The organism is Saccharopolyspora sp. NPDC002376 (genome assembly GCF_053593195.1).
In genome coordinates, this window is record NZ_JBSFBZ010000001.1 from 1 (window position 1) to 26,201 (window position 26,201).

General features: G+C 69.3%; 26 protein-coding genes. 13 read left to right on the top strand and 13 right to left on the bottom strand.

Going from position 1 to position 26,201, the window contains the following annotated elements:
• Positions 1-167: 167 nt before the first annotated feature.
• Positions 168-527, bottom strand: coding sequence for a thioredoxin (gene trxA / locus ACWCO2_RS00005; RefSeq protein WP_450125450.1), 360 nt, complete (start codon positions 525-527; stop codon positions 168-170).
• A gap of 79 nt (positions 528-606) precedes the next feature.
• Positions 607-3,468 (bottom strand): FAD-binding and (Fe-S)-binding domain-containing protein, encoded by a 2,862-nt coding sequence (locus ACWCO2_RS00010; RefSeq protein ID WP_450125451.1) that lies wholly within the window; start codon positions 3,466-3,468, stop codon positions 607-609.
• A gap of 192 nt (positions 3,469-3,660) precedes the next feature.
• Between ACWCO2_RS00010 and fabG the strand changes: the two genes are divergently transcribed.
• From fabG to ACWCO2_RS00025, 3 genes are all read left to right on the top strand, one after another.
• Complete coding sequence (fabG, locus tag ACWCO2_RS00015; protein WP_270951668.1) at positions 3,661-4,365, top strand: 3-oxoacyl-ACP reductase FabG; 705 nt, start codon at positions 3,661-3,663, stop codon at positions 4,363-4,365.
• Positions 4,366-4,456: 91 nt separating this feature from the next.
• Positions 4,457-5,227 carry an enoyl-ACP reductase FabI gene (gene fabI / locus ACWCO2_RS00020; RefSeq protein ID WP_450125452.1) on the top strand — a complete coding sequence of 257 codons (771 nt, stop codon included), beginning with the start codon at positions 4,457-4,459 and terminating at the stop codon, positions 5,225-5,227.
• A 269-nt stretch (positions 5,228-5,496) separates the two neighbouring features.
• On the top strand, positions 5,497-6,516 hold the full coding sequence (locus tag ACWCO2_RS00025) for a ferrochelatase (protein ID WP_450125453.1): 1,020 nt from the start codon (positions 5,497-5,499) through the stop codon (positions 6,514-6,516).
• Between the two features lie 58 nt (positions 6,517-6,574).
• On the opposite strand, the gene ACWCO2_RS00030 is transcribed toward ACWCO2_RS00025, so the two are convergent.
• Positions 6,575-7,609 carry a PucR family transcriptional regulator gene (locus ACWCO2_RS00030; RefSeq protein WP_450125454.1) on the bottom strand — a complete coding sequence of 345 codons (1,035 nt, stop codon included), beginning with the start codon at positions 7,607-7,609 and terminating at the stop codon, positions 6,575-6,577.
• A gap of 95 nt (positions 7,610-7,704) precedes the next feature.
• On the opposite strand from ACWCO2_RS00030, the gene ACWCO2_RS00035 reads away from it, so the two are divergent.
• Positions 7,705-8,523 carry an alpha/beta hydrolase gene (locus tag ACWCO2_RS00035; protein WP_450125455.1) on the top strand — a complete coding sequence of 273 codons (819 nt, stop codon included), beginning with the start codon at positions 7,705-7,707 and terminating at the stop codon, positions 8,521-8,523.
• Here the strand turns inward: ACWCO2_RS00035 and ACWCO2_RS00040 are convergent.
• A complete protein-coding gene (locus ACWCO2_RS00040) occupies positions 8,520-10,394 on the bottom strand; it encodes a sensor histidine kinase (RefSeq protein ID WP_450125456.1) in 1,875 nt (624 codons plus the stop codon). The two genes, ACWCO2_RS00035 and ACWCO2_RS00040, sit on opposite strands and share 4 nt — an antisense overlap.
• On the bottom strand, positions 10,378-11,082 hold the full coding sequence (locus ACWCO2_RS00045; RefSeq protein ID WP_450125457.1) for a response regulator: 705 nt from the start codon (positions 11,080-11,082) through the stop codon (positions 10,378-10,380). The genes ACWCO2_RS00040 and ACWCO2_RS00045 overlap by 17 nt, the downstream gene beginning before the upstream one ends.
• A gap of 190 nt (positions 11,083-11,272) precedes the next feature.
• On the opposite strand from ACWCO2_RS00045, the gene ACWCO2_RS00050 reads away from it, so the two are divergent.
• Together ACWCO2_RS00050 and ACWCO2_RS00055 are read left to right on the top strand one after the other, a co-directional pair.
• Positions 11,273-11,656 (top strand): hypothetical protein, encoded by a 384-nt coding sequence (locus tag ACWCO2_RS00050; RefSeq protein WP_450125458.1) that lies wholly within the window; start codon positions 11,273-11,275, stop codon positions 11,654-11,656.
• Positions 11,657-11,693: 37 nt separating this feature from the next.
• Positions 11,694-12,311, top strand: coding sequence for a class F sortase (locus tag ACWCO2_RS00055; RefSeq protein WP_450125459.1), 618 nt, complete (start codon positions 11,694-11,696; stop codon positions 12,309-12,311).
• Positions 12,312-12,314: 3 nt separating this feature from the next.
• On the opposite strand, the gene ACWCO2_RS00060 is transcribed toward ACWCO2_RS00055, so the two are convergent.
• Positions 12,315-13,136: a UbiA family prenyltransferase gene (locus tag ACWCO2_RS00060; RefSeq protein ID WP_450125460.1), complete on the bottom strand. Its 822-nt coding sequence runs from the start codon at positions 13,134-13,136 to the stop codon at positions 12,315-12,317.
• A 27-nt stretch (positions 13,137-13,163) separates the two neighbouring features.
• Here ACWCO2_RS00060 and ACWCO2_RS00065 point away from each other — a divergent pair, with 27 nt between their 5' ends.
• Genes ACWCO2_RS00065 through ACWCO2_RS00080 form a run of 4 tightly spaced genes read left to right on the top strand, consistent with a single transcriptional unit; the run spans position 13,164 to position 16,803 of the window.
• Positions 13,164-13,880, top strand: coding sequence for a class I SAM-dependent methyltransferase (locus ACWCO2_RS00065; protein ID WP_450125461.1), 717 nt, complete (start codon positions 13,164-13,166; stop codon positions 13,878-13,880).
• A 12-nt stretch (positions 13,881-13,892) separates the two neighbouring features.
• On the top strand, positions 13,893-15,065 hold the full coding sequence (locus ACWCO2_RS00070; RefSeq protein WP_450125767.1) for an acyl-CoA dehydrogenase family protein: 1,173 nt from the start codon (positions 13,893-13,895) through the stop codon (positions 15,063-15,065).
• Positions 15,062-16,099 carry a type III polyketide synthase gene (locus tag ACWCO2_RS00075; RefSeq protein WP_450125462.1) on the top strand — a complete coding sequence of 346 codons (1,038 nt, stop codon included), beginning with the start codon at positions 15,062-15,064 and terminating at the stop codon, positions 16,097-16,099. The genes ACWCO2_RS00070 and ACWCO2_RS00075 overlap by 4 nt, the downstream gene beginning before the upstream one ends.
• Positions 16,096-16,803, top strand: a complete 708-nt coding sequence (locus tag ACWCO2_RS00080) for a YqjF family protein (RefSeq protein WP_450125463.1) — start codon at positions 16,096-16,098, stop codon at positions 16,801-16,803. Before ACWCO2_RS00075 ends, ACWCO2_RS00080 begins: the two co-directional genes overlap by 4 nt.
• A 58-nt stretch (positions 16,804-16,861) precedes the next feature.
• Here the strand turns inward: ACWCO2_RS00080 and ACWCO2_RS00085 are convergent, their stop codons facing one another.
• A complete protein-coding gene (locus ACWCO2_RS00085; protein WP_450125464.1) occupies positions 16,862-17,383 on the bottom strand; it encodes a lytic polysaccharide monooxygenase auxiliary activity family 9 protein in 522 nt (173 codons plus the stop codon).
• A gap of 217 nt (positions 17,384-17,600) precedes the next feature.
• Entirely contained in the window at positions 17,601-19,163 is a 1,563-nt protein-coding gene (gene ligD / locus ACWCO2_RS00090) for a non-homologous end-joining DNA ligase (RefSeq protein WP_450125465.1), read from the bottom strand.
• A 103-nt stretch (positions 19,164-19,266) separates the two neighbouring features.
• Here ligD and ACWCO2_RS00095 point away from each other — a divergent pair, with 103 nt between their 5' ends.
• Positions 19,267-20,379, top strand: coding sequence for an NAD(P)/FAD-dependent oxidoreductase (locus ACWCO2_RS00095; RefSeq protein WP_450125466.1), 1,113 nt, complete (start codon positions 19,267-19,269; stop codon positions 20,377-20,379).
• A 74-nt stretch (positions 20,380-20,453) separates the two neighbouring features.
• Here the strand turns inward: ACWCO2_RS00095 and ACWCO2_RS00100 are convergent, their stop codons facing one another.
• On the bottom strand, positions 20,454-21,284 hold the full coding sequence (locus ACWCO2_RS00100) for a helix-turn-helix transcriptional regulator (RefSeq protein ID WP_450125467.1): 831 nt from the start codon (positions 21,282-21,284) through the stop codon (positions 20,454-20,456).
• 119 nt (positions 21,285-21,403) lie between these two features.
• Between ACWCO2_RS00100 and ACWCO2_RS00105 the strand changes: the two genes are divergently transcribed.
• Positions 21,404-22,468, top strand: coding sequence for an aldo/keto reductase (locus ACWCO2_RS00105; protein ID WP_450125468.1), 1,065 nt, complete (start codon positions 21,404-21,406; stop codon positions 22,466-22,468).
• Positions 22,469-22,577: 109 nt separating this feature from the next.
• On the opposite strand, the gene ACWCO2_RS00110 is transcribed toward ACWCO2_RS00105, so the two are convergent.
• From ACWCO2_RS00110 to ACWCO2_RS00120, 3 genes are all read right to left on the bottom strand, one after another.
• Complete coding sequence (locus ACWCO2_RS00110; protein ID WP_450125469.1) at positions 22,578-22,751, bottom strand: DUF397 domain-containing protein; 174 nt, start codon at positions 22,749-22,751, stop codon at positions 22,578-22,580.
• Between the two features lie 3 nt (positions 22,752-22,754).
• Positions 22,755-23,603, bottom strand: coding sequence for a helix-turn-helix domain-containing protein (locus ACWCO2_RS00115; protein WP_450125470.1), 849 nt, complete (start codon positions 23,601-23,603; stop codon positions 22,755-22,757).
• 665 nt (positions 23,604-24,268) lie between these two features.
• The gene (locus ACWCO2_RS00120) at positions 24,269-24,751 is read right to left on the bottom strand and encodes a YbaK/EbsC family protein (RefSeq protein ID WP_450125471.1); all 483 of its coding nucleotides are present in this window, start codon (positions 24,749-24,751) and stop codon (positions 24,269-24,271) included.
• A gap of 147 nt (positions 24,752-24,898) precedes the next feature.
• On the opposite strand from ACWCO2_RS00120, the gene ACWCO2_RS00125 reads away from it, so the two are divergent.
• A complete protein-coding gene (locus ACWCO2_RS00125) occupies positions 24,899-25,648 on the top strand; it encodes a lipoate--protein ligase family protein (RefSeq protein ID WP_450125472.1) in 750 nt (249 codons plus the stop codon).
• A 65-nt stretch (positions 25,649-25,713) separates the two neighbouring features.
• Here ACWCO2_RS00125 and ACWCO2_RS00130 read toward each other — a convergent pair whose 3' ends face one another.
• Complete coding sequence (locus ACWCO2_RS00130) at positions 25,714-26,193, bottom strand: DinB family protein (protein ID WP_450125473.1); 480 nt, start codon at positions 26,191-26,193, stop codon at positions 25,714-25,716.
• Between the last annotated feature and the right edge of the window lie 8 nt (positions 26,194-26,201).

A 26,201-nucleotide genomic window follows, 5' to 3' on the forward strand; every position in this document is an offset into this window, starting at 1 on the left:
CGCCCAGGGGGGGGGGGGCAATCGTATCACCCCCGGGGGGGGGGGGGGGGGGGGGGGGAGCATGCGCCGCAGGCGCATGCGCCCCTCGACGCGCGGTGCCGGTCGTGCTTCGCGGTCACCAGCCGGCCAGGATGAAAAGGCTCAATGGAAATCGCACGGCCGGGAGGTCAGTTGGCCTCCTGCGCCTCCTGGCGGACCTCGTCCATGTCGAGTTCGCGGGCCTGGCGGATCACGTCGTCGAGGACGTTCTCCGGCAGCGCGCCCGGCTGCTGGAAGATCAGCACGTTGTCGCGGATGACGGCCAGCGTCGGGATCGAGCTGACGTTGAACGCGCCGGCCAGCTCCTGCTGGGCCTCGGTGTCGACCTTGGCGAAGACGATGTCCTCGTTCTTGTCGGAGACGCGGTCGAAGACCGGGGCGAACTGCCGGCACGGGCCGCACCAGGACGCCCAGAAGTCGATGATGACGAAGTCCTTGTCGGCGACGACCTCGTCGAAGTTGTCCTTGGTCAGCTCGACCGTTGCCATGGGAGTTCCCTTCTCGTGGCGGTTACCGGGACAACGCGGTGCGCCCGCTCCGGCATTCCGCCGGTGGTTGTCGGGTGCGTCACCGCTGCGTCCCGTCCAGGGTGCGAGCGACGAGGGTAGCCAAGTGGACGGGTTCGACGTCGGAGGCCTGGCGCAGCTGTGTCCGGCAGCTGAAGCCGTCGGCGACCACGTCGGTTCCAGGCTCCGCGGCGCGCACGGCTGGGAGCAGGCCTTGCTCGGCGCAGGCCATCGAGACGTCGTGGTGGCCGCGTTCGAAGCCGAAGTTGCCCGCCAGTCCGCAACATCCCGAGTCCAGCACGCGAGCCCGCGTGCCGGTGGCGTCCAATGTGGCCTGATCGGCGGCGAACCCCAGCTCGGCGTGCTGGTGGCAGTGGACCTGCACCAGGGCCTGCCGGTCCGACGCGGGCTGTTGCCACTGCTCGCGGGTCGGCTCCACCCACTCGGCGAAGGTGCGGGTCGCCGCGGCCAGGGCAGCGACGTCGAGGTCGTCCGGGGCGAGTTCCACCGCGTCGTTGCGCAGGAATGCCGTGCAGCTGGGTTCCAGGCCGATCACCGGCAGACCGCGGTCGAGCTGCGGGCGCAGCAGGCGGGCGGTGCGGCGGACCGCGCGGCGGGCGATGCCGAGCTGACCCGTGGAGTGCCAGGTCAGTCCACAGCAGACCGGTTCGCGCGGGATTTCCACGGCGTGGCCGAGGGCTTCGAGCGCGGTGACCGCATCGCGCCCGATGTGCGGGTCGAAGTGGTTGGTGAAGGTGTCCGGGAAGAGCAGCACCCGTGCGGAGTTGCTGCTTCGCGGATTCCGCTCGGACCACCACGCCTGTAGTGATTGGGCGGCCAGTTCCGGCACGTCTCGTCGCGCGTCGATCCCGCCGAGTCGTTTGAACACCGGTGCCAGCGGGCCGGAAAGCACCCGGTTGACCAGCCGAGGGGCGCGCTGCCCGGCCTTCAACCACAGCGGCAGGAAGCCCATCGAGTAGTGCGCGGCCGGGCGCAGCCGGTGCCGGTAGTACTGGTGCAGGAACTCCGCCTTGTAGGTCGCCATGTCGACGTCGACCGGGCAGTCGGACTTGCATCCCTTGCAGGACAGGCACAGGTCGAGCGCTTCGCGGACCTCCCTGGACCGCCAGCCGTGCTTGATGACCCGACCGGCGAGCATCTCGAACAACAGGTGAGCGCGGCCTCGCGTGGAGTGCTTCTCCTCGCGGGTGACCCGGTAACTCGGGCACATCACCCCACCTGTGGTGTTCAGGCACTTGCCCATGCCGACGCAGCGGCGGGTCGCGGCGGCCAGGTCACCGGAGTCGGCGTGCAGTGCCAGCGCGGTGCGCGTCGGGATCTTGGGCGGGGCGACCAGCGGGCGCACGTCGGAGTCGACCGGTCGCGGGTGGACGATCTGCCCGGGGTTGAGCAACCCCTCCGGATCGAAGGCCGCCTTGAACCGCTCGAACGCCTTGATCACCTCGGGCGGGTACATCCGGGACAGCAGCGCGGAGCGGGCTTGGCCGTCGCCGTGCTCACCGGAGACCGAGCCACCGTGCGCCACCACGAGGTCCGCCGCGGCTTCCAGGAACGAGCGGTACTCCGCCGTGCCGGGCCCGGACAGCAGGTCGAAGTCGATGCGGACGTGGATGCAGCCGTCGCCGTAGTGGCCGTAGGTGACGCCGCGGCGGCCGAACCGCGCCAGCAGAGCGTCGAATTCCCGCAGGTAGGAGCCCAGTTGTTCGGGCGGGACGGCGGCGTCCTCCCAGCCTGACCAGCGCTCTGAACCGGCCATCCGGGTCGAGTACCCGGAGCCTTCCTCGCGGATCTTCCACAGCGCCGCGATCCGCACCGGATTGGTGTGCACGACGCTCTCCGCGCGCTCACCCATCGCCCGGACGATGTCCCTGGCCGCGGACTCGGCCTCACCGAGGTCGGATCCGCCGCTCTCCACCAGCAGCCAGCTGCGCCCGCCGGGCAGCAGCGGCAACGCGGGCGACGCGGGGTTGCGCTGCCGCACCACTTCGACCAGTTCGGAGCTGAGCCCTTCGATGGCCAGCGCCTCGAGTCCCCGCAGCCGGGGCACCTCGTCCGCGGCAGCGTAGGTATCGGGGAACCCGAGCACGGTCAGCGCTCGGACCGCAGGCGAGGACACCAGCTGGACCGTCGCCCCCAGCACCACCGCACAGCTGCCCTCGGAGCCGACTAGGGCTCGGGCCAGGTGGAAGCCGTTCTCCGGCAGCAACTGGTCGAGGTTGTAACCCGACACCCGACGTGCCAGGTCGGGGAAAGAACGGCGGACCAGATCGGCGACGTCGTCCCGCAACCCCCGCAGGTCCTGGTGCAGACGTCCGACGCGATCCCCGCGAGCGCACAGCGCGTCCAGCTGCTCCGGCGAGGTCGCGCCGACCTCGAGCCGGGTGCCGTCGGAGAGCAGCACGTCCAGGGAGTGCACGTTGTCGACGGTCTTGCCCCAGGCGACCGAATGCGTGCCGCAGGCGTTGTTGCCGATCATCCCGCCGAACGTGCAACGGCTGTGCGTGGAGGGATCGGGACCGAAGGTCAACCCGTGCCCGGCCACCGCCGAGCGCAGCGAGTCCAACACCACACCGGGCTGCACGCGGGCCAGCCGGCGGTCGACGTCGATGTCGACGATCCGGTTGAGGTGGCGGGCGAAGTCGAGCACCAGTCCGGTGCCGATGGCATTGCCCGCGATGCTGGTGCCCGCCCCGCGCGTGGTGATCGGTACGCCGTGACGCCGCGCGATGGTCACGGTCGCGGCCACGTCGTCCTCGTCGCGGGGGAAGACCACCCCAGTCGGCACCTGCCGGTAGTTGGACGCGTCGGTCGCGTAGAGCGCTCGGGTGCCGGGGTCGAAGCGCGCCGGTCCGGACAGCGCGGCGCGCAGCTCGGCGACGAGGTCAGCGGGCGGGTTGGCCATCGGAGCGCCTTCCTGGTCGGTGTTGGCGGTGCGGTGGTGATCAGCCGCATAGCGCAGTCTGCCTGCCCTCGCGGGTGTAGGCGCACCACGACACGGTGACCCTTTTTCTGTATGGAGGCGACGAGCGGTAGGCGTCCCCGAACGGATAATGTCGCGGCTGAACCGAATCTTGCGTTCGAGGGGAGATCCACAGTGGCACGGTCCGTACTGGTGACCGGCGGTAACCGCGGCATCGGCTTGGCCATCGCGAAGGCGTTCCAGGCCGCCGGGGACAAGGTCGCGGTCACGCACCGCGGATCGGGTGCACCGGAGGGGCTGTTCGGGGTGCAGTGCGACGTCACCGACCCGGAGCAGGTCGCGGCGGCCTTCGACGAGGTCGAGGCCGCGCACGGCCGGGTCGAGGTGCTGGTGGCCAACGCCGGCATCACCGACGACACCCTGCTGCTGCGGATGGGCGAGGACCAGTTCAGCCGGGTCATCGACGCCAACCTGGCCGGTTCCTACCGGGTGGCCAAGCGCGCGGCCAGCAGCATGCTGCGCAACCGCAAGGGCCGGATGATCTTCATCTCGTCGGTGGTCGGGCTCTCCGGCGGCGCCGGGCAGGCCAACTACGCGGCGAGCAAGGCGGGCCTGGTCGGCCTGGCCCGCTCGATCGCCCGCGAGCTGGGTTCGCGCAGCATCACCGCGAACGTGGTTGCCCCCGGTTTCGTCACCACGGACATGACCGACGCGCTGTCCGAGGAGCGCAAGAAGGAGATCTTCGGTCAGATCCCGCTGGCCCGGTTCGCCGCTCCGGAGGAGGTCGCGGGCACCGTGCAGTGGCTGGCCTCGGACTCCGCGGCCTACGTCACCGGAGCGGTGATCCCGGTCGACGGCGGTCTCGGGATGGGTCACTGAGCCACGTTCGAACCGCGCGCCCACGACGGCTGCGCGCGGTGTTAGTCCCAGGTGCCTGCGCACCTGGTGGAGAAGCACAGCGGAGGATTTCGTGAGCGGTTTGCTCGAAGGCAAGCGGATTCTGATCACCGGCGTGATCACCGACTCGTCGATCGCGTTCCACGCGGCCAAGGTCGCCCAGGAGCAGGGTGCCGAGGTGGTGCTCACCGGGTTCGGCCGGATGAGCCTGGTGCAGCGAATCGCGGGTCGGCTGCCCAAGCCGGCGCCCGTGCTCGAGCTGGACGTGACCAACAACGAGCACCTGGACAGCCTGGCCGAGCGGGTCCGCGAGCACGTCGACGGCCTCGACGGCGTCCTGCACTCCATCGGCTTCGCCCCGCCGTCCTGCCTGGGCGGTGACTTCCTGAACGCGCCGTGGGAGGACGTCTCCACCGCGATCGAGGTCTCGGCCTACTCGCTGAAGTCGCTGGCCACGGCCACCCTCCCGCTGATGGGCCAGGGCGGTTCGATCGTCGGCATGGACTTCGACGCCCGCGTCGCCTGGCCGGCCTACGACTGGATGGGCGTGGCCAAGGCAGCGCTGGAGTCCACCACTCGCTACCTGGCGCGCGAGCTCGGACCGAAGGGCATCCGGGTCAACCTGGTCGCGGCCGGTCCGGTGCGGACCATGGCGGCCAAGTCGATCCCGGGCTTCACCGACCTGGTGGAAGCCGGCTGGAGCGGCCGCTCGCCGCTGCCGTGGGACGTCGACGACCCGACCCCGGTGGCCAAGTCGATCTGCGCGGTGCTGTCGGACTGGCTGCCCATGACCACCGGTTCGATGGTCATGGTCGACGGCGGCGTGCACGCGCTGGGCGTCTGAGAACCTGTTTCCATCCTCGTTTTGCGTGGCGGTGCGGGTAGCGGAACCTCAGCGCCCGCCTGGCGCCAATACACGGCGGCTGGGCCGCCCTCGCCAGGCGAACGCTGAGAACCCGCGGCGGTGCCAGCGCCGAGGGTGGGCTGAACGCCTACGGCGTTTCAATGACAAGGATCAAAAACCTGGATCGAAGACAGGTCTGTGGTGTGGTCTCGCGCGCAGCCGGTGCACCCGGCTGCGCGCGAGCTTTTCGGCGCAGCCATCATGGTCGGGTGAGCTTTGACGCGTTGCTGTTCCTGTCGTTCGGAGGACCGGAGGGGCCGGAGGAGGTCCGGCCGTTCCTGGAGAACGTGACCAGAGGCAGGGGAGTCCCGCCAGAACGCCTCGACGAGGTCGCCGAGCACTACCACCACTTCGGCGGGGTGTCGCCGATCAACCGGCTCAACAAGGAGATCATCGCCGCGCTGGAGGCCGAACTGGCCGCGCAGGGCCGTGATCTGCCGGTCTACTTCGGCAACCGCAACTGGCACCCGATGGTCGAGGACACCGTCGCGAAGATGGCCGACGACGGGGTGCGCAACGCGCTGGTGTTCGCCACTTCGGCGTGGGGCGGCTACTCGGGGTGCAAGCAGTACCACGAGGACATCGTCCGGGCGCGGGAAGCGGTCGGCGAGCGGGCCCCGGATCTGGTGAAGCTGCGGCAGTTCTTCGACCACCCGCTGTTCATCGAGGCCAACGCCGACGCGGTGCGCCGGGCGTTCGAGGAGCTCGACCCGGCACAGCGTCAGCAGGCGCGACTGGTGTTCACCGCGCACTCCATCCCGCTGCGGGCCGACGAGCAGGAGGGCCCGGACGGCCAGCCGCGGTGGTACTCCCGCCAGGTCGCCGAGTCCGCGCGGTTGGTGGCCGAGGCGGTCGGCGCGGACGGCTACGACGTGGTGTGGCAGTCCCGGTCCGGCCCGCCGCAGGTGCCGTGGCTGGAGCCCGACATCTGCGACCACATCGAGGACCTGCACGCCAAGGGCGTCCAGGCGGTCGTTGTCAGCCCGATCGGTTTCATCTCCGACCACCTCGAGGTCATCTGGGACCTGGACAACGAGGCCAAGGACAAGGCAGCGGAACTGGGCATGGGCTTCGCCCGCGCGGTGACTGCGGGCCCGGACCCGAGGTTCGCGAAGTTGATCGTCGAACTCATCGCCGAGCACACCGACGGCGCGCAGCAGCGCAAGCTCTCGGAGCTTCCGGCGGCGGGCTCCACCGCCAACGGAGAACCCTGCGCCCCCGGCTGCTGAACCGAGTTCGAAGGCACCCCCGACCGGTATCGGTCGGGGGTGCCTTTCTCGCTGGGCTTCAGTCGGCGAGCAGGCGCCAGGTGGTCAGGGCGAGGTTGGCTCGGAGCAGCCCGGTCGGTTCGGTGAGGTTGAGGTCGAGGGCTTTGCCGAGGTGTTCGAGTCGGCGGGCGACGCTGCTGTGGTGCCGGTGGAGGCGCTCCGCTGCTCGACGCAGCGAACCGGTGGCGCAGTAGGCGTCGAGGGTTTCCAAGTCTTCCGGGGATTCGGCGATCTGGGCGATCGCAGCGACGTCGGGGTTGTTCTGGGCGGTGTCCTGGGGGATTTGCGCGAGCAGGGCCAGCGCTCCCAGATCGCGGTGGTGGACGACGGGCTGGTTCGGGGTGGTGAAGCGGAGGGTGGTGCGCGCCTCCTTCCAGGACAGCGCGGGGTTTTGAGCGGTACCGATGCCCGCGCGGGTTCCCGCCGGGAATCGGGTCGGGTCCACAGTGGTCGCAAGGATGACGCCGACTCCACCGACCGGCGCCGCTTTCACCGGACGGCCCGGGCTGATCAAATCGCCGATCTGGTCGAGCGGGAGCGACGAGCGCGTGGCGACGACGCGGATCGGCAAGGCGGGCGCGAAACCCAGGAGCCGCAGGCCCCGTTCCCGCGCGGCCTCGTCGCTGTCAGCGCTGATCACCAGCTCGACGAGTGCTGGGTCGGCCATGGTGGTGCGGGCCGGGCCGTACCTCTCGACCACCGCCGCCGCGGCGATGGCGAGCCGCTCCAGCAACAGATCGTCTAGCGGGCCAGCCGGGCCCGGGCGTTCCAACCACGCAGTGCCGATCTCCTCCTCGTCCAGCGAGATCGGCGTCGTGGTGGACGTGGGGATCGACGAGTCCGATGCTTCCTTGCCGTTCGGCGCGAACCGGATCACCCGTCCCGTGCCGTGCAACCGAACCCCAGCCACGCACTCGGACAACCCCGCCGAGGCCCTGACCAGCGCGGGGATGTCCACCGGGCGGCGCATCAGCGTGTCGTAGAACGAGACGACCCGCAGCGCGCCCGCGGCTTCAGCATCCAACTGCGACAGCCGGACGACCAACGCATCCATGTCGGCAGGATATGCGCGAACGTCGCGCGGTGGAGCTGAAACGCGCGACAGCTGGCGGGTGCTCCGGCCGGTGCTCCGCCGGGACGATGGCTGGCATGGATCCCGAACTCGAACCGTTCCTCTCGCTGTTCCCGCCGGCCGATCTGAGCGATCCGCCCACCTCTCGCAAGCAGCTGGCCGAGCTGGTCGCCTCGGTACCGGAGCCGTACACCGCGAACCTGGAGATCGAAGATCGCGCGGTTCCCGGTGAACCGGACGTTCCGGTGCGGATCTACCGGCCGAATCAAGCCCAGGGCGCGATCATCTGGTTGCACGGCGGCGGATTCGTCATGGGCGATCTCGGCACCGAACATCCGTGGGCGGCGATGCTCGCCAACGGCTCCGGAGCGACCGTGATCTCGGTGGGTTACCGGCTGGCCCCCGAAAACCCGTTCCCCGCGGCGAACGACGACGCCTACGCGACGCTGACCTGGGCAGCCGAGTACGCGGCAGAGCTCAGGATCGACCCGGAGCGAATCGCGATCGGCGGCCACAGCTCCGGTGCGGGGATCGCGGCCGTTGCTCCGTCTTGCGCCGCGCAGTGGCGTGATGAAGGCGCCTTCCACCGGGTGGTTCGGTGGAAGGCGCCGATCGAGTCGGGGGAGGTCGAGGACGAAGTCGAAGGTGGCGGTCCGGCCGTCGGGGCCGTCCTGGACGTCCATCAGCAGGGCCGGGTCGAAGATGGTGTCCGAGTCGTTGCCGGGTTCGCCGGGAAGTACAGCTGGGTGGTCAGGATTGGCTGGAGGAACGTGGCCCGACGGGTCCGCCGTTCTTCCTCTGTCATCAGCGAGCCGCCTTTCGGGGGAAATGACGCGAAATGGTGTGGACCATTGCGCGCGGGAGGGCTGGCCGCAGAAGTGCACTGTTCGGGCTAGGGATCGATGCTTCGCTCTGCTAAGTCCATTATGGACTGCATCGCTGGGAGGTGGATGCTGAACGTCGTGCCGACCCCGACGGTGCTGCGGACCCCGATGCTACCGCCGTGCGCGTCCACCAGGTGGTGCGTGATGGCCAAGCCCAGACCGCTGCCACCGCCGTGCCGGCCGCGCGACTTCTCCGCCCGCCAGAAGCGGTCGAAGACGTGCGGCAGCGCCGCGGCGTCGATGCCGACCCCGGTGTCGCTGACCTCGATGAGCACTTCGTCGTCCACCAGCCGAGCCCGTACCTCGACGCGCCCGCCCGCAGGGGTGTGGCGCAGCGCGTTGGACACCAGGTTGCCCAGCGCCTGGCGCAGCCGAGTCGGGTCGGCGGACAGATCCGGATCGCCGTCGACGGTCGCGGTCAGGCCTACGCCGTCGGCCTCGGCGCGGCTGCGGTGCGCAGCGGCGACCTGCTCCAGGAGCGCGCCGAGGTGCACTGGTTCGGGGTGGACGTGCAGGTTCCCGGCGTCGGCGAGCGCGAGGTCCTGCAGATCGTCGACGAGACGCTGCAGCAGCAGCGTTTCCTCCAGCAGCGAGGCCACCAGCGGTTCGTCCAGAGTGGCCACTCCGTCCTGCGTCGCCTCCAGCCAGCCGCGCACGTTGACCAACGGGGTGCGCAGTTCGTGCGCGATGTCGCTGACCATCGTCTTGCGCTGCTGCTCGGTGCGTTCGATTTGTTCGGACATCGCGTTGAACGTTGCGGCCAGCTCACCGATCTCTCCGCGCGCGCTGGTCCGCACCCGTGCGGAGCGGTCGCCGCCACCCATCCGGCGGGCTGCCGCGGTGATCGCGTCTATCGGGCGGACCAGTCGGCTGGCGGCCATAGCGGTCAGCCCGACGGTGACCACCAGCACCGCCAGCGCGGTCCACGCGATCCGCGAAATGCCCACAGTGGACAGATCGGTTGCCGCCTGGTTGCCGCCAGACTTGGTGATGAACAGCTGAGCGGCGGGCGAGACGTAGCCGCCGAGCTGTTCCCGGCGTGCGGCGTCCACGCAGTGCTGGTCCTCCGGTGCGGCGCGCAGGCCGTTCGGCCAGGTGGTTTCGGCGGCGTCGGCGGGCAGCGGATTCGCGCCCTGCCTGGTCAGGCAGGCGTTGACCAGGGTCAACAGCTCGGTGTTGGCCCTGCGCTCGGTCTCGGTGGTGACCGGCGGGCCCGCGCACAGATCCGCCGAAGGAGCCACGCGGGACGATTTCTCCGGCACCGCTACCCGGGCTGGTTCCGCGTTCGGTGTTTTGTCCGGCGCCGACGACTTGGGTACGGCCGGCTGCTCGTCGGCGGTGATCTCGACCGTCGAACGCCCGTTGGGCAGCTCGACGACCCGGCCGTCCGCCCCGATCTGCTGCAAGCAGCTGACCTGCCGCTGCGCGGCGCCCGCCAGTTCGCTGCGCTCGTCAGCGGTCAGCTGGTACGGGCCCACGGCCCGCGGATCGATACCCGAATCCGTCGTACCGGGCTTGAGCACCGGGTCCACGGAGAGCGGGTCGACCACGGCTGACGGGGTCTGCGGCAGCGGGGTGTCCTGCGGGTCCCCGGAATCAGCGAGCGGCGCGCGCGCCGCAGTGGTCAGGGTGATGCGGCGACCGGTGCGCTCGGACAGGTCAGCAACCACGTCCTGCACGCCGGACCACTGCTGGTGGGCGGCGGCGTAGCCGAGCAGCGCGTCGTAGATCTTGGCGTCGGTGGCCAGGCTCTCGCCGATCTCCTGGTTGATGGCCCCGCTGGTGCTCTGCGCGGCCAGCCACGCGGTCGCACTGATCGAGCACCCGGCCACCACCACCGACACCGTCAGCAGCCGGGCCAGCAGGCTATGCCGACGTGCCATCGGGGCAGTCCTGCAGCTTGTAGCCGACGCCGTAGACGGTGAGCAGCCGGACCGGTCGGCGCGGATCCGGTTCGAGCTTGCGGCGCAGGTTCATCACGTGCACGTCCACAGTGCGCTCGGTGATGAACTTGTCCACGCCGAAGGCCTGGCTGAGCAGCTGGCCGCGGGTGAAGGCGCGACCAGGTTCGGCGGCCAGCACGGCCAGCATCTGGAACTCCGCGGGTGTGCAGTCGAGTTTGTCGCCGTGCAGCGTGACCTCGTGGCGCTGCTGGTCCACCACCAGCTCGCCGACGCGCAACGGCTGGAGGCCGCGGTCCTGAACGCGCCGCACCCGCCGCAGGATCGCGCGCACGCGGGCGGCCAGCTGGCGAGGGCTGTAGGGCTTGGTGATGTAGTCATCGGCGCCGAGGTCGAGGCCGAGCAGCACGTCGTCCTCAGTGGTCCGCGCGGTCAGCAGCACGATCGGCACGTCCGATTCGGCGCGCAGGACGCGACACACGTCCAGTCCGTCCACCTTGGGCATCATCACGTCGAGCACGACCAGGTCCGGTTTGCGCCGCCGGGCCTCGTCGATCGCTGCCCGGCCATCAGCGACCAGCACCACCTGGTGGTCATCGCGTTCCAGGTAGCGCCGGATCAGCTCGGCCTGCTTCGGGTCGTCCTCCGCGACCAGCACATGTGCGCTCACACGGCGCATTATCGCTGCCGCCGGCGCGCTGCAGTGCCGGAGCAGCACATCTGAACAGGATCTTCACATTCGGCGCGGCGGAATCCGAACAGGTTCTTCACATCGTGCAGACGGGATCTTGAAAAGTCCTGACCATGCTGGTCCTCGTCCGGCACTTCCCGGACCGATCCAACGGAGAGGACGCAATCAGATGAAGCTTGGTCGTACGGTCGCAGCTGCTGCCCTGCTCGGAACCGCGGCGCTGCCGCTGGCCGCGACGGTCAGCTGGGCGGATGAGTCGAAGCCGGCCGCAGTGGAGGAGAGCAAGCCGGTCGCGGAGCAGGAGAGCCGCCCGGTCGAGCCGCCGAAGGAAGCCGCGCCGGCGCCGGAGCGGAGCCGTCCCGTCGAGTCGCAGCCGGCTCCGGGGGAGAAGCGCGGGCAGGTTTCACAGATCCCGACCGGTGCGCCGGAAACCGGTGGCGGCCCGGAGGAATCCGGCTTCGGCCCGGCTGCGCTCGGTGGCGCCGCGGCGATCGCCGTCGCGGGTGGCGGCACCGCGCTGGCGCTTCGTCGCCGACGTGCGGGCGTGAACTGAGGCGCCTGGGATGAACATGCCTCGCCGAGCGCGGGGGATGAGCCGGGGTGGTCGCGCGGTCGCGGCCGCCCCGGTCTTCATCGCTGCCGCGCTCTCCTTCGCGCTGTCGGGATGTTCGGTCGCCGACCGGCCCCCGAATCTCACTGCCAACACATCAACCCAGCAGGTGCAGGCCGCATCGGCGCTGCCACCCTCACCGCCGACCTGGATCGAGATCCCCAAGATCGATGCTCGGTCGTCGTTGATCCCGCTGGGGCTCAATCCCGATCGGACGGTCGCGGTGCCATCGGTGCACGAACCGATGCAGGCTAGTTGGTACCGCTACAGCCCCACTCCCGGCGAGGTCGGGCCCTCCGTGGTGCTGGGGCACGTCAACGGTGACGGTCAGGACGGGATCTTCGCGCGGCTGCAGGAGTTGCAGCCCGGCGACGAGATCCGGATCGGTCGCCAGGACGGGACGATCGCCCGGTTCGTCGTGCACCGCATGGCGCAGGAACCGAAGACCGGCTTCCCCCACGAGGAGGTCTACGGCGATACAGCCGATCCGCAGATCCGGCTGATCACCTGCGGCGGATCGTTCGACAGCAGCGCGCGGAGCTACCGGGACAACATCATCGCCTTCGCTACCCTAGCCGGAACCGTCCAGAGTGGATAGTGCTCAGCCCGACGGGATCCCGTTGCCCAGCAGGACCACGACGTCGAGCAGTGCGACCAGGACCACGGCGTGGAAAGCGGCACGGGATCCCGGACGACGCCCCAACGCGAGCCCGGCGCTGAGCAGCACCGCGGCCAGCGCGAGCACCAGCAGGCCAATGGGGAAGCCGACCGACCCGACCACGAGCAAGGCGGCAGTGGCGAGCACCAGAACTGCCGCAACCGCAGTGCTTTTCGCTGCGCCGAGCCGGTGAGGAAGACCGTGCACTCCGGTGGCGGCATCGTCGGCGAAATCGGGTAGCACGTTCACGAAATGCGCTGCCGAACCCAGCAACGCCGCTGCGAGCACCAACCACACCGGCGGCGCCGCCCCGATTCCCAACGTCACGAACGCAGGAAGCAATCCGAACGAGACGGCGTAGGGCAGCACCGAGAACGCCGTCGACTTCAACCCGAGGTCGTAAACCCACGCCGATCCCAACGCCACCAGATGTGCAGCAGTCGCCGCGGCGCCGAACGGAAGCGACAACACCACCGCGACCGGCGCAGAGACGAGAACGGCGACCAGCACCCCACGCCGGGACACCGCGCCGGAGGCCACCGGCTTGCCGGAACGCCCCACCTGTGCATCGCGATCGGCGTCGACCAGGTCGTTGAGCCATCCGACGGACAACTGCCCAAGCAGCACCGCGGCGACCACCCCCAGCACACCGAGCGATCCGCTGCCCACCGCCGCGGCCAGTCCGGCGGTGATCGCGGTGACGGCCAGCGCGGGCAGCGGGTGCGCGGCGCGGAGCAGCGCGGAGGCGGTTGCGAAGTGCCGCACCTGGCCGAGTGTGCCAGCCTGGAGCGCATGGCACGCAGCGGGACGCGGACCGCGCTGCGCAACGATCCGCAGCTCTACGAGACTTGCGCAGATCAGTGGTGGCAGCCGCAGGGTGTGTTCGCGATGCTGCACTGGCTCGCCGCCGCACGCGCGGCGCTCGTGCCCACTGCATCGCGTCCGGATGCGGTTCTGGTCGATCTGGGGTGCGGCGCCGGGCTGTTGGCTCCGCACGTGGCGGACAAGGGCTATCAGCACATCGGGGTGGACCGGTCGCCAAGTGCACTGCGGCAGGCCGCTGAGCACGGCGTTCAGCCGCTGGTCGGTGACGTGCAGGAGGTGCCGCTACCTGCTGAGTGCGCGGATTGCGTTGTGGCGGGGGAGATCCTGGAACACGTCGCGGATTTGCGCGCCGCGGTCGCCGAAGCGTGCCGGATCCTGCGGCCCGGCGGCCTGCTGGTGCTGGACACGCTGGCTGCGACCGCGCTGTGCCGAGTGCTGGCCATCGGCGTCGCCGAACGGTTGCCCGTCGCGCCGCGCGGCGTGCACGATCCGGCGCTGCTGGTCGACCGCGACGTTCTTGCGGATGAAGCTGCCCGGCACGGCGTTGACCTGGCGTTGCGGGGCCTGCGACCGTCTCTGCGGGACCTCGTGGCGTGGTCGCTCGGACGGCGGACCGCAGTTCGCATGGTTCCCATCCGGGTGACCGCCGTGCTGTTCCAGGCCATCGGCTGGAAGAAGGGGTGAGCGCCGGTGTCGATGTCATCTGCCTCTGCGCATGAGATGGTGCGCGACCTCGTTCCACGCATTGCCGCGCGCGCCGAGCACTACGACACCGAGGGCGCTTTCCCCAGCGAGGACTTCGCCGACCTGCGCGATCGAGGGCTGCTTGGGCTCATGGTTCCCGAGGAGCTGGGCGGACTCGGCGCCTCGTTCGCCGACTACGCCAACGTGGCGTCCGAATTGGCCACCGGAGCCGGCGCCACGGCGCTGATCTTCAACATGCACGCCTCGGTCACCGGCGCACTCGCGAACACGCCCGATGACCTGCTCGAACAACTGGGCGCACCGGAGAGCTGCTTCGACGCGCGCGACCGGCTGCTGTCTGACGCCGTCGACGGCGCGCTGTACGCGGTGGCGATGAGCGAACGCGGCAGCGGATCGCGGCTGTCGCGCACCACCACCGGTTACCGCCGCGGTGACGGCGGATTCCGCATCACCGGTCGGAAGGCGTTCGTCTCCGGCGCCGGCCACGCCGATGCCTACCTGGTCACCGCCAAGGACGTCGACGGTGCTGAGCCGCGGGTGTCCTACTTCCTGGTCCCGGCCGGTGACGGCATCCAGATCTCCCCGACCTGGGACTCGCTGGGCATGCGCGCCACCGGCAGCCACGACGTGCACTTCGACGTCGCCGTCGGCCCGGACGCGCTGCTGGGCGGTTTGGAAGGACTGACACTGCTGGTCGCGCAGGTGATGCCGCAGTGGCTGGTCGCCTCCTACGCCGCGGTGTACGTCGGCGTCGCTCGCTCCGCATTGCGCATCGGCAGCTCGCACCTGCATGAACGCGGTCTGCACGAGCTGCCGTCGGTGCGCAGCCGGATGGGGCGCGCCGATGCGTCGGTGGCAGCGGCTGAAGCGGTCGTGCAGGAGGCCGCGCGTCGAGTGGCGCAGCAGCCCGGGGAGCCGGAGACGAACCGCTGGGTGTGGCGGGCCAAGCTGGTCGCGGGCGACACCGCCGCGCAAGTGGCGTCCTCGGTGCTGGAAGCCGCCGGCGCCTCCGCGACCAGGCGCGGGCATCCGCTGGAACGCATCTACCGCGACGCCCGCTGCGGCGCACTGCAACCGGCGACTTCCGATGTCTGCGCCGACTGGCTCGGTGTTGCCGCGCTCGGCGGCGATCCCGACCACGACACCGAAGCACCGCGCTGGTGATCCCGGCGATCGTCGGATTCGGCTCGGCGCTGCCGCACTCCGCCGAGCAGCAAGAACTGTGGGACGGCTTCTTCGCGGCGCACTTCGGCGACAGCGCCCTGGCGCGACGGCTGTTCGCGGCAGTCGGAGTGCACCGCAGGCACACGGTCGCGAACCCGGTCGAGGAAGATCTGTCCGGATGGACCACGGCGGCCCGGATGCGCCGCTTCGACGAACAAGCGCCGCCCCTGGGGCACGAGGCGGTGCGTGCAGCGTTGGACGACGCGAGCCTTGATCCGCAGGATGTCCGCTTGCTCACCGTCGCATCCTGCACCGGCTACGGAACCCCTGGCCTGGACATCAAGCTCGCCCGTTCGCTGGGCCTGCGCTCGGACCTGCGACGGCTGTTCGTCGGGCACATGGGCTGCTACGCGGCCCTTCCGGCGCTCGGCGGCGTAGCGGATTTCGTCGCCGCGCGCGGTCAGCCCGCCGTCCTGCTGTGCCTGGAGCTGACCTCGCTGCACATCCAGCCGCCCACGGCCGATCCGCAGCAGATCGTCTCGCACGCGCTGTTCGGCGATGCGGCGGTGGCCGTGGTCGTGCACCCGAGCGCGGCAGGGTTCGCCGTGGTCGACCTCGAAGCCTTCACCGACACCAGCGGACTCGACCACATGACCTGGGACATCACCGATCTCGGCTTCCGGATGAAACTTTCGCCGCGAGTCCCCGACGTGCTGGGCCGTCACCTCGGCGCGGTGATCGGCGACCTGCTCAGCCGCAACGGACTGCGCGTGGCAGACGTCGATGGTTGGGCCGTGCACCCCGGCGGACCACGTATCCTCGACACGGTGGAGACGACGTTGGGCTTGCCCGCGACGGCGTTGCAGCCATCGCGAAAAATCCTGGCAGAGCACGGGAACTGCTCCTCGGCGACGCTGCTGCTGGTGCTCAGAGAGCTGGTTGCTGACGATCTGCGAGCCGGAAGTCACGTGGTGGCAATGGCTTTCGGTCCGGGCCTGACGCTCTACGCGACCTTGCTGAGGGTGGCCGGATGACCGAACCGCTGACGCTCGCCGCCCCGCACCGGATCCGCTGGTCGCTGACCAACCAGGTCTGGCGCGACGTCGTGTTCGCCCACTGGCCGTGCGACCCCGCACTGCTCGAACCGATGTTGCCGCGCGGCACCCGGCCCGACCTGTTCGCCGGATCCGCCTGGATCGGTCTGATCGGCCTGCGGATGACGGTCAGCTCGGTGCTGGGTGTTCCGACACTGCCCGCATTGCGCGACTTCAACGAGCTCAACGTCCGGACTTACGCCGTTGACGAGCGGGGCCGCCGAGGGCTGGTGTTCCTGAGCATGGAGGCGTCCAACCGGACCTTCGTGCGGATCGCGCGCGGTTCGGTGCAGCTGCCGTACCGGTACGCGCAGGTGGAATTCACGCACTGCGGAAGCGAGATCGGTTATCAGGTGCGACGAGGCGGTGTCGGACTGGAGCTGCGGGTGCGGCGTGGTCCGCGCATCGCGGCGGGAGAGACCGAGCGGTTCGACACTTCGCGCTGGCGAATGTTCTCCACCTGGCGAGGACACGCCCTGCACACCCCGGCCGAGCATGAACCGTGGGCCCTGCACAGCGCCGAACTGCTGTCCTGCGCGGATTTCGGCTTGATCAGCCAACTCGGCCTGCCTGCCCCGGATCAGACGGTCGCGCTCGTGGCGTCCAGAGTGGACGCCCGCTTCGGACCGCCGAGCAGGCTCTGACGGGCGGCGGGCCCGCCGCCGGGACAGGTGTGCGGGCCCGCCTTTTCACCAGAGGTGGTCACTTGCCGCCGACGTTGAGGTCGACGCAGGCGTAGAAGGCGTTGGCGGTGTCGGCGACGTTCCACACCGCCAGCACCTTCTGCGGGCCGCTGACGCCACCGAGGTCCACGGTGTGCGACAGCTGGTTCGGCGGCTGCTTGCCGCCCTCGTCGAAGACCGCCACGCGGTTGCCGCCGATGAAGTACTCCCAGGTGCTGGTGGCGTGCGCAGCGGTGAGCGTCCAGTTGAACGTCACCGAGTTGCCGACCGGGGTGGCCGTCCAGCCCTTGCTGTCGTCGTCGAGCTCGGCGAAGGCCTCGTTGCCGCCGCTGCAGCTGGTCAGGCCCTTGGGGCCTTCGACGCTCTGCGGCTCGTACTTGATCGACCCGCACTCGACGGTGCCCGCGGCGCACTGTGCCTGGCGGCTGGGCGGGGAGTCGATGTAGCCGTGCGCGCTGGCGGTGCTGGTCGGGATCGCCACCAGGAAGGGTGCGATCGCGGCACCGACAGCGGCGGCGGCGAGCTTCGGCTTCTTGTTCATGTCAGCTCCTTGGGGGAGACCGCGTCCAGGAACGTCGGACGTCCTGGTGGCGGCGCTGGTGGAACATGGCCGAGGAAGGGGAGAGGGAGCGCTCCGACGACCGCTGGTTCATCGACTCCTGACCGAGCCGTGGTCTGGACCATAAGTGCACGATTTGCCCAGGGTCAAGAACTCGAAGCGGAACGCGTTTTTCCCAAGCATATTCCCATTTTTCCCGTCAAAGCGGCGGGAGCTGCTGCTGCACTTCAAGCAGCGGGGCGAACGGGTCGCCGACCTGGGCCACGCGGTCCAGCACCGTGCGGATGGTCCAGCGGTCCGGGGTCAGGTCCGGGTCGTCGAGCTCGTCCCACTCCAGCGGGACCGACACCGTGGCGCCCGGCCGCGGTCGCGCGCTGTAGGGGGCGACCAGGGTCTTGTTGATGACGTTCTGGGTGTAGTCCAGGCGGGCCAGCCCGCCGCGCTCGGACTTCGTCCACGCCCAGCTGACCAGCTCCGGAACCGTGTTGCCGACCGCCCGCGACACCTGTTGCACCCACGCGCGGGTTTCGGCGTAGGTGTAGCGCGGCTCCACCGGAACCCAGATCTGGATACCGCGCTGGCCGGTGACCTTCGGCCGCGCCACCACCCCGAGGTGCTCCATCGCGGTGCGGTGCAACCGGGCAAGCACCAGGACTTCCTCGAAGGTCGTTCGACTGCCCGGATCGATGTCGAACAATGCCCATGTCGGATGCTGCACGTCGGCGGCGCGCGAGGTCCAGGCGTGCAGCTCCAGTGCTGCGTAGTTGGCGAGCCAGGCCAGAGCGGCGACGCTGTCCGGGATCAGGTACCACTGGGTGTCGTCGGGGTCGGCGTCGGGATAGCGCCAGCGCTGCAACCAATCCGGGGCGTGGTTGGGCACTTCCTTGTGCCAGAAACCGGGTTCGGTGACGCCGTTGGGGAACCGGTGCGAGTTCAGCGGCCGACCGTCGAGGTAGGGCAGCATAACCGGAGCGATCTGCGCGTAGTAGCGGACCAGGTCGCGTTTGGTCACCGGCGCTTCGTCATCGCGCCCCGGGAAAAGCACCTTGTCCAAATTGGTCAGTGCGAGGTCGCGGCCGCCAACCTGCCAGCGGCCCTTGGCGCCGAGCTCGTCCAGCGCGGTGATTTCGGTTTGGCTGGGCGCTTTCCAGCCCCCGAGGCGGATCTCGGCTTGGTCGGGTGGGAGATCGCTGCGCCACATCGCCTCCGGCGCAGCAGCGACCTCTTCATTGGTGCGTCCGGACTTCACCGACCGCGGATGCTCCTCGGGATCCCAGCCCGGCTGGGCGTGCTCGTCCTTCTTGTGTAGCAGGAGCCACTGCGTCTCACCGCGCCGCACCAGCACGAACCGACCCACGAGCTTCTCGCCTTGCAGGTCGAAGTGCAGAGTTCCGGCCTCGATCGCGGCGGCCGGGTCGTCCTCCCCGGCGGTCCAGGTGCCGAGGTCCCAGACTATGACGTCCCCACCGCCGTACTCGCCGGCCGGGATGGTGCCCTCGAAGTCGGCGTACTCCAGCGGGTGGTCCTCGACGTGCACGGCCATCCGCCGGACCGAGGGATCCAACGTCGGCCCCTTGGGCACCGCCCAGCTGACCAGCACCCCGTCCAGCTCCAACCGCAGGTCGTAGTGGCGGCGCCGAGCCCGGTGGCGCTGCACGACGAACCGGTTGCCCGCATCGGAGGGTGTCGCGGCGCCACGAGGCTCGGCGGTGCGGGTGAAGTCCCGCATCTCCCGGTACTTCGCCAGCCGCTCCTCGGTCACACTCCCACCCCGGCTCGATCGGTGACGTGGGACACATGTTGTCACAGTTCGCCGGGCTGCTCCGTTCAACGACCACAACGCATCGAGCGGAGAGGACGAGACCATGGGGCAGCAGATCGTGGTCGTCGGAGCGGGCTACACCGGACTGGCCGCTGCCAAGCTGGCAGCGCGATGGACCGGTGCCCGGGTAACGCTGGTCAACGCTGGGGACCGGTTCGTGGAGCGCGTCCGCCTGCACCAGCTCGCGGCGGGGCAGAAACTGCGCGACCTACCGCTGGCAGACCTGCTCAAGGGCACCGGTGTGGAGCTGATCGTCGACCGGGTGGCCGACATCGACGCATCGGCCCGAACCCTGCGGCTGGCGGGCACGTCCCGCGAGGTCCGCTACGACCGCCTGATCTACGCCGTCGGCAGTGCTGCGGACATGACCTCGGTCCCCGGTGTCGCCGAGCACGCCTTCAGCGTCGCCACCAGCGACGATGCCCTGAGCTTGAAGCAGCGCCTGGCGGCCAGCGAGGTCGTCGCCGTCGTCGGTGGAGGGCTGACCGGCATCGAAGCCGCGGCGGAACTGGCCGAGACGAACCCGGCGCTGAAGGTTCGGCTGCTCACCAGGGGCGATCTCGGTGCCGGGCTTTCCGAGCTGGGGAAGGACCACCTGCAGCGCACCTTCGCCCGCCTGGGCGTCGAGATCCGCGAGAACGCGAGCGCGTCGGAGGTGCGCTCGGACGGACTGCTGTTGGCCGACGGCGCGCACATCGCCGCCGACACCGTGGTGTGGACGGCGGGGTTCCGGGTGCCGGACCTGGCGGAGCGGGCGGGTTTCGCGGTCGACGACAGCGGTCGGGTGATCGTGGACGGCGAGTTCCGCTCGGTCTCCCACCCGGAGGTGACGGCGATCGGGGACGCAGCAGCCGGCCGCATGCGCACCGGCCAGGAACTCCGCATGGCTTGCGCAACGGGCCTGCCCTCGACCCAGCACGCGGTCCGTGCGCTCGCCGCCCGCCTCGCCGGCCGCGAACCCCGCCAGCTGCGCTTCCGCTACCTCAACCAGTGCATCAGCCTCGGTCGCAACGACGCCCTCGTCCAGTTCACCCGCGCCGACGACACCCCGAAGGAATCAGTCCTCACCGGCCGAAAAGCAGCCCTCTACAAGGAAGCGATCGTCCGAGGCACGATCATCTTCGAACGCCACCCCATCATCCCGACCTCGTTCTGAAACCGATCGGCCCCGAGGCCCACACCTCGGGGCCGATCGTCACCGCTCCCGGAAGCACGCCGGACGGTTCGACATTACCGTGCGCACAACTGGTCCAATGCCGCCCGGCTCTCATCGTCCGCGGGGCGGTAGATCAACAATCGCTGGTCCGGATCTTGAAGTGGCGCAAGCACTTCGAAGTGCACCGTGATCACACCGACGTCGGGATGCCGCAGCACCTTGCGCCCGCGGCCGTTGACCTTGACGTCTCGCTCGTCCCACAATCGCGCGAATTCCTCGTCGTGGGCGATGAATTCGGTGATGAGGTCGGTCAACGCCTGATCCTCCGGATGCGCGGCCCAGGCCGTGCGCAGGTGGGCGATCCCCTCCCGCACGACGCGTTCGCGGTCGACGTAGAACTCGCGCATCCCCGGATGCATCAGGCACAACCACATCGAATTGCGCTGCTGCGGCGGCAGGGTGTCGAAATCCAGCAGCAGCCGCGCCATTTCGCGGTTCCAGGCCAGGATGTCGTAGCGGTGGTTCATCAGCATCGCTGGCAGCGGCGACAGGTCGGCGACCAGCTGGGCCAGCGACGGCGCCGCGGTGGTGGCGAGCTCGTCGGCGTTGCGCGGACGCTGCTGGGCCAGGTCGAAGAGGTAGGCACGTTCGTCGGGGGCCAGGCGTAGCGCCCGGGCCAGCGCCTCCACCACCTCCGCTGAGGGCCGCAGCCCGCGGGCCTGCTCCAGCCGCACGATGTAATCGATGCTGACCCCGGCCAGTTCGGCGACTTCTTCGCGGCGCAGTCCCGGGGTCCGCCGGGCCTGCCGACGCGACGGCAGGCCGAAATCCTCCGGGTCCAGACGTTCACGCCGGGTCCGCAGGAACGCGGCGAGTTCCTGCGTCATGTCCACGGCGCGGGCCATCACGTTCGAGGCTACAGCCGGGTAGGACTGGCCATCCCAGGAAGTCCTTTCCCTTATCCCCGGCTCGCGGCGGTCGCAGACTTCGTTCCGACAACGGATCACGAGCTCTGGAGGACACGATGTCGCTCACCCTCGACAGCTACCGGCTGCTGGGCCGCTCCGGGCTGCACGTCTCACCGCTGGCGCTGGGCGCGGCGACCTTCGGCACGGAGTGGGGCTGGGGTGCTGAGCAGGACGATGCGCGCAAGCTGTTCGACCGCTACGTCGAGCGCGGCGGCAACTTCATCGACACCGCCGTCACCTACACCAACGGCAGCTCCGAGCGCCTGCTGGGCGAATTCACCCGCGGCATCCGCGAGAGCCTGGTGCTGGCGACGAAGTACACGACGCTGCGCCGGCCCGGCGATCCGAATTCCGGGGGCAGCCACCGCAAGAACCTGTTCGCCTCGGTGGAAACCAGTCTGCGACAGCTGAACACGGACTACATCGATCTGCTCCACCTGCACGTGTGGGACTTCACGACACCGGTCGAGGAGATCCTGCGCGGCATGGACGACCTGGTCCGCCAGGGCAAGGTCTTGTACGTGGCGATCTCCAATGCCCCGGCCTGGCAGATCTCGCGCATGCAGACGATCGCCGACCTGCGCGGCTGGTCGCCGCTGGTCGCGCTGCAGATCGAGTACAGCCTGATCGAGCGCACCGGGGAACGCGACCTGATCCCGATGGCACGCGAGATGGGGTTGGGCGTGCTGCCGTACTCACCGCTGGCCGGCGGCGTGCTCACCGGCAAGTACAGCCGCGACGACCTGACCACGGCGGACGTCGCAGTCGATGACGGCACCCGCAAGAGCCTCACCATCGCCAACGGCACGCTCACCGAACGCAACTTCGCCATCGTGGACGTCGTGAAGGAGGTCGCCGCGGAGCTGGGACGCACCCCCGCCCAGGTCGGGCTCGCCTGGACCCTGCAGAACCCGGGCGTGACGGCACCGCTCATCGGAGCCCGCGCCCCCGCGCAGCTCGAGGGCAATCTGGACGCCCTGGAGGTCGACTTCACCGCCGCCCAGCTGGCCCGCCTCGACCAGGCCAGCGCGATCGAACTCGGCATCCCGCACAACCTGCTCGCCAGCGACTTCGGCCGCACTCTGACCCGAGGCGACCTCAAGCTCGAGACCCGCCGCTGAAACCGATCGAGCCCCGACGGCGGACTCACGGGTCGTGGCTCCGCAGTCATCCCGACAACCTGTGAGAACAGGGCGGCCCCGAGGTCCAGTCCTCGGGGCCGCTTTCTCGTCACTGATCGAACCGGCCGTCCTTGACCGCCTGGATGAGCGCAGCGGCGTCGATCTGGATCCAGGGGCCGTCGGGGTCCTTGGAATCGCGGACTAAACCACGTGGACGGGACAGCTCAACGCAGTTCCCGTTCGGGCCGGTGTAGCTGGACTTCTGCCAGGAATACCTGATCACTTTTCAACTCTCCCACTTCGCCTTCGTCTTCATGATGAACTCGACGGATTCCTCTTTGTCCAAGGCCGAGCTCTCGATCTGCTGGATTGCGCTGCGGTACTCGTTGACGTCGTGGTCGGTCGGGATGAAGGCGCCAGAGCTGTAGTGCTCGAAGTGAACGACCGGCGTGATGTCGTCAAACTCGTACAGGACGAACGGCCCTAGAAGCCCTGGGTGCCAGCCAGCGCGAAGCGGTACGACACGCACGGCGACGTTGTTCCTGCCTGCGAGCTCGGCGAGCTGGTCGAGCTGCTCGACCATCACGTCAGCCGATCCGATGGGCTCGAACAGCGCTGCCTCACCGATGAAGGCGTTGAAGCTGACCGGTGCTGTTCTACGCACAATGACCTCGCGTCTGCTCGCGCTCAACATCACCCGGAGTTCCGTATCAGCTTCGGAAAGGCCGCTGGCCCTCTTCATCGATCGGTTGTAGTCCAGCGTTTGGAGCAGGCCTGGCACCAGCATCGGTGCCCATTCGGCTATCGCAGATGCGGCTCGTTCGCACTCGACTGCTCCGGCGAGCTGCTGCGGAATGCCGTTCAGCCCGACTGTGAGCCAGTTCGGCTCGTGCACGTTGCGGGCGAGGTCGAGGATTCGATCTCGTTCAGCTGCCGTGACGCGCAGCGTTGCGAGGATGGCCGCGACGGTCTCGATCTTCGGAACGCGCTTTCCGGTCTCCCAGTTCGAGATCTCCACGTGGGTGTACTCGAGTATTCGACCCAGTTCGCGAACGCCGATTCCGGAGGAGACCCGGGCTTCTCGAAGCGCGGCCGACAACGCCCGCGCCCGCGGCGTACCTGCTGTGGCAGCCATGAAACACATCCCATCAGTAGCTGAAAGTCAATTGATCACCCGATTCGAGGAGTGGTGGAGCTGTCGTGCTACCAGACACGCTAACTCCTGTCTGAGGTCTGGTAGCACTTCCAACATTGGGGAGAAGAAGTAGTGATGTGCAAGGAAAATGTGGCAATAGCACCCGATTGCGCTGAACCCGTTGGCAGGTCTGGTACTTCCAGTACCGGGGTGGGATGGTTCCCGAATGGTCCAGGTTCGCCCACATCCGCCGCGATGGGACTGAATCGCAGGTTCGGTCGTGGTGTCGGCAGACGTTCCGGCTAGAGGAGGTCGAGGACTGTTCCGCGCCGCGAGTGAGGGGGACTGGCTTGCCGGATGCCACAGCCGAGTGCACGGACTGCTTCGTGCGCTTCGTCTTCCGGGAGTCGCCGGACGCCGCGTCCGATGTGGGGCAGCGGCTCATTCCCGCTCGAATCGACACTCCCGACCAGATGGCCTCTGCGATGCGTGTCTTGCAGCGGGAGCTGGTAGATGAAGCGGGTCGAATTCCTGGCGGGGAGGTCGATCCGGAGCGGCTCGGAAAGCTCGCGGGGGAGACGGAGCGGTTCAGTCGAGCGCTGCGGAGATTCGGTTGGTTGGCCGCTCGCGGCTCGTGACTCCGCTGGTCGCCTCCATGGTTGAGCTCAGGAGGTGACTGGGAGTTCGGTTGCGTTGGTGATGTTGCGGAGTTCTGCTGCTGTGGTGGGGAAGACCGTTCGGGGTGTGCCTGCCGCTGCCCAGATCTGCGGGTAGTCGGACAGGGCTGCATCCACCACGGTGGGCAGCGGGGTCGGGTGGCCTACCGGGGCAACCCCGCCGATGACCTGGCCGGTGGCTGCTCGGACCTGGTCCGGGGTGGCTCGGTGGAGCTTGTCGAGGCCCCAGCGCTCGGCGAGGGCTGCGGTGTCCACTCGGTGGCGGCCGCTGGTGAGGACCAGCACCGGTTGGTCGTCGGAGAGGAAGACCAGGCTGTTGGCGATCGCGCCGATGTCGCAGCCGAGCGCTGCCGCGGCTTCTGCGGCGGTGCGGGTCGAGTCCGCCAGTTCGCGGACCTCGCCTCGGACGCCCGCCGCCGCCAGTGCGCGGGCGACCTCCTGGCTGCGGGCTGGGAGCTGGCTGGTCGTCATGCTTGTCCTGTCCAACGCGCTTCGTTCTGTATGCGGAACGATAGGTCAAGGCCGTTCGGTCGGTCAACTCGAGAACCGAACTGAATGCCCATAGTGGACATTTGGCGCAGGAGTTGGTCGTGAGGGCGACCGATTAGGATCGTCGCCGTGGAGCTTTATCGCGGTGCGCTCGGAGCGGATGCGGATCAGGCCTTGGAGGTCGCGGTCGCGCACGCGATGCTGCGCCAGGTCAGCGCAGGCGATGCCGGCGCTGCCGTGCGGATCTACCGGCCCAGCGGGCGCGTGGTGGCGTTCGGGCGCCGGGACACCCTGCTGTCCGGTTTCCCGGACGCTGTCCGGGTCGTGCGCGACGCCGGGTTCACCCCGGTCGTGCGGGCGCCCGGCGGTCGGGTGGTTGCCTACACCGAGCGTTCCCTGGTGGTCGACCACGTCGGTCCGGATCCCGGTTACCTGTCCGGGATGGAGGACCGGTTCACCGGCTACGCCGAGCTGTGGGCCGACGTGCTGCGCAGGCACGGCGTCGAAGCGCAGATCGGCGCCGTGCCCGGCGAGTACTGCCCCGGCGCGCACAGCGTCAACGCGCGGGGCCGGGTGAAGCTGGTCGGCACGGCGCAGCGGTTGGTGCGCGGTGCCTGGCTGTTCAGCGCGGTGGTGATCGTCGACGACACCGAGGTGCTGCGCCCGCTGCTCACCGAGGTCTACCGGCTGCTGGAGCTGCCCTTCGACGACGACTCCGTCGGATCGGTCGTGGACGAATCCCCAGGGCTGGAGCTGGACGCGCTGGAAGCCGAGGTGATCGCCACCTACGACGACCGCTACGGCCTGGAACCCTCCGCGTTGCCCGAGGACTTGCTGACCCGCGCCCGGGACCTGGCCGCCGACCACCGCGTCGACTGAGCATCAGGCGGATTTCCGCTGGAAAGTCCTAAGTGGACTTGTCCGGCGCTTGGGTGGCAGAGATGTTAGCGCCCGGTCGTGCCGTCGATCAGCTCGCGGAGGATGTCCGCGTGACCCGCGTGACGGCCGGTCTCTTCGATCATGTGGGCGAGGGCCCACCGGATGCTGGGAGCCGGACGGTCCGATCGAGGGCGGGGTACCGGTGCGCTGAGGTCCGTGCATTCGTCGAGGACCTCGTTCGCACGCTCGACGGCCTCCCGGTAGCGGGCGACGACATCCGCTGCGCTGTCCTCCGGTGCGGCCTGGAACGTCGCCTGCCAGTCGGCGATGCGGTCCCCGAGGAACATTGCGCGCTCGACGGACGTGAGGTGGTTGAGCAGCCCGAGCAGGTTCGTGCCCGACGGCACCCCGGCTGTCCGCACCTGCGGTTCGGGCACGCCGTCGACCTTCGCGGCGATCGAGGACCGGAGGTAGTCGAGGAACCCGCGTAGGACCTCGGCCTCGCTGTTGCCGGTCCGGGGCGGTGGGGAGTCGGTGCGGGGCAAGGCGATCC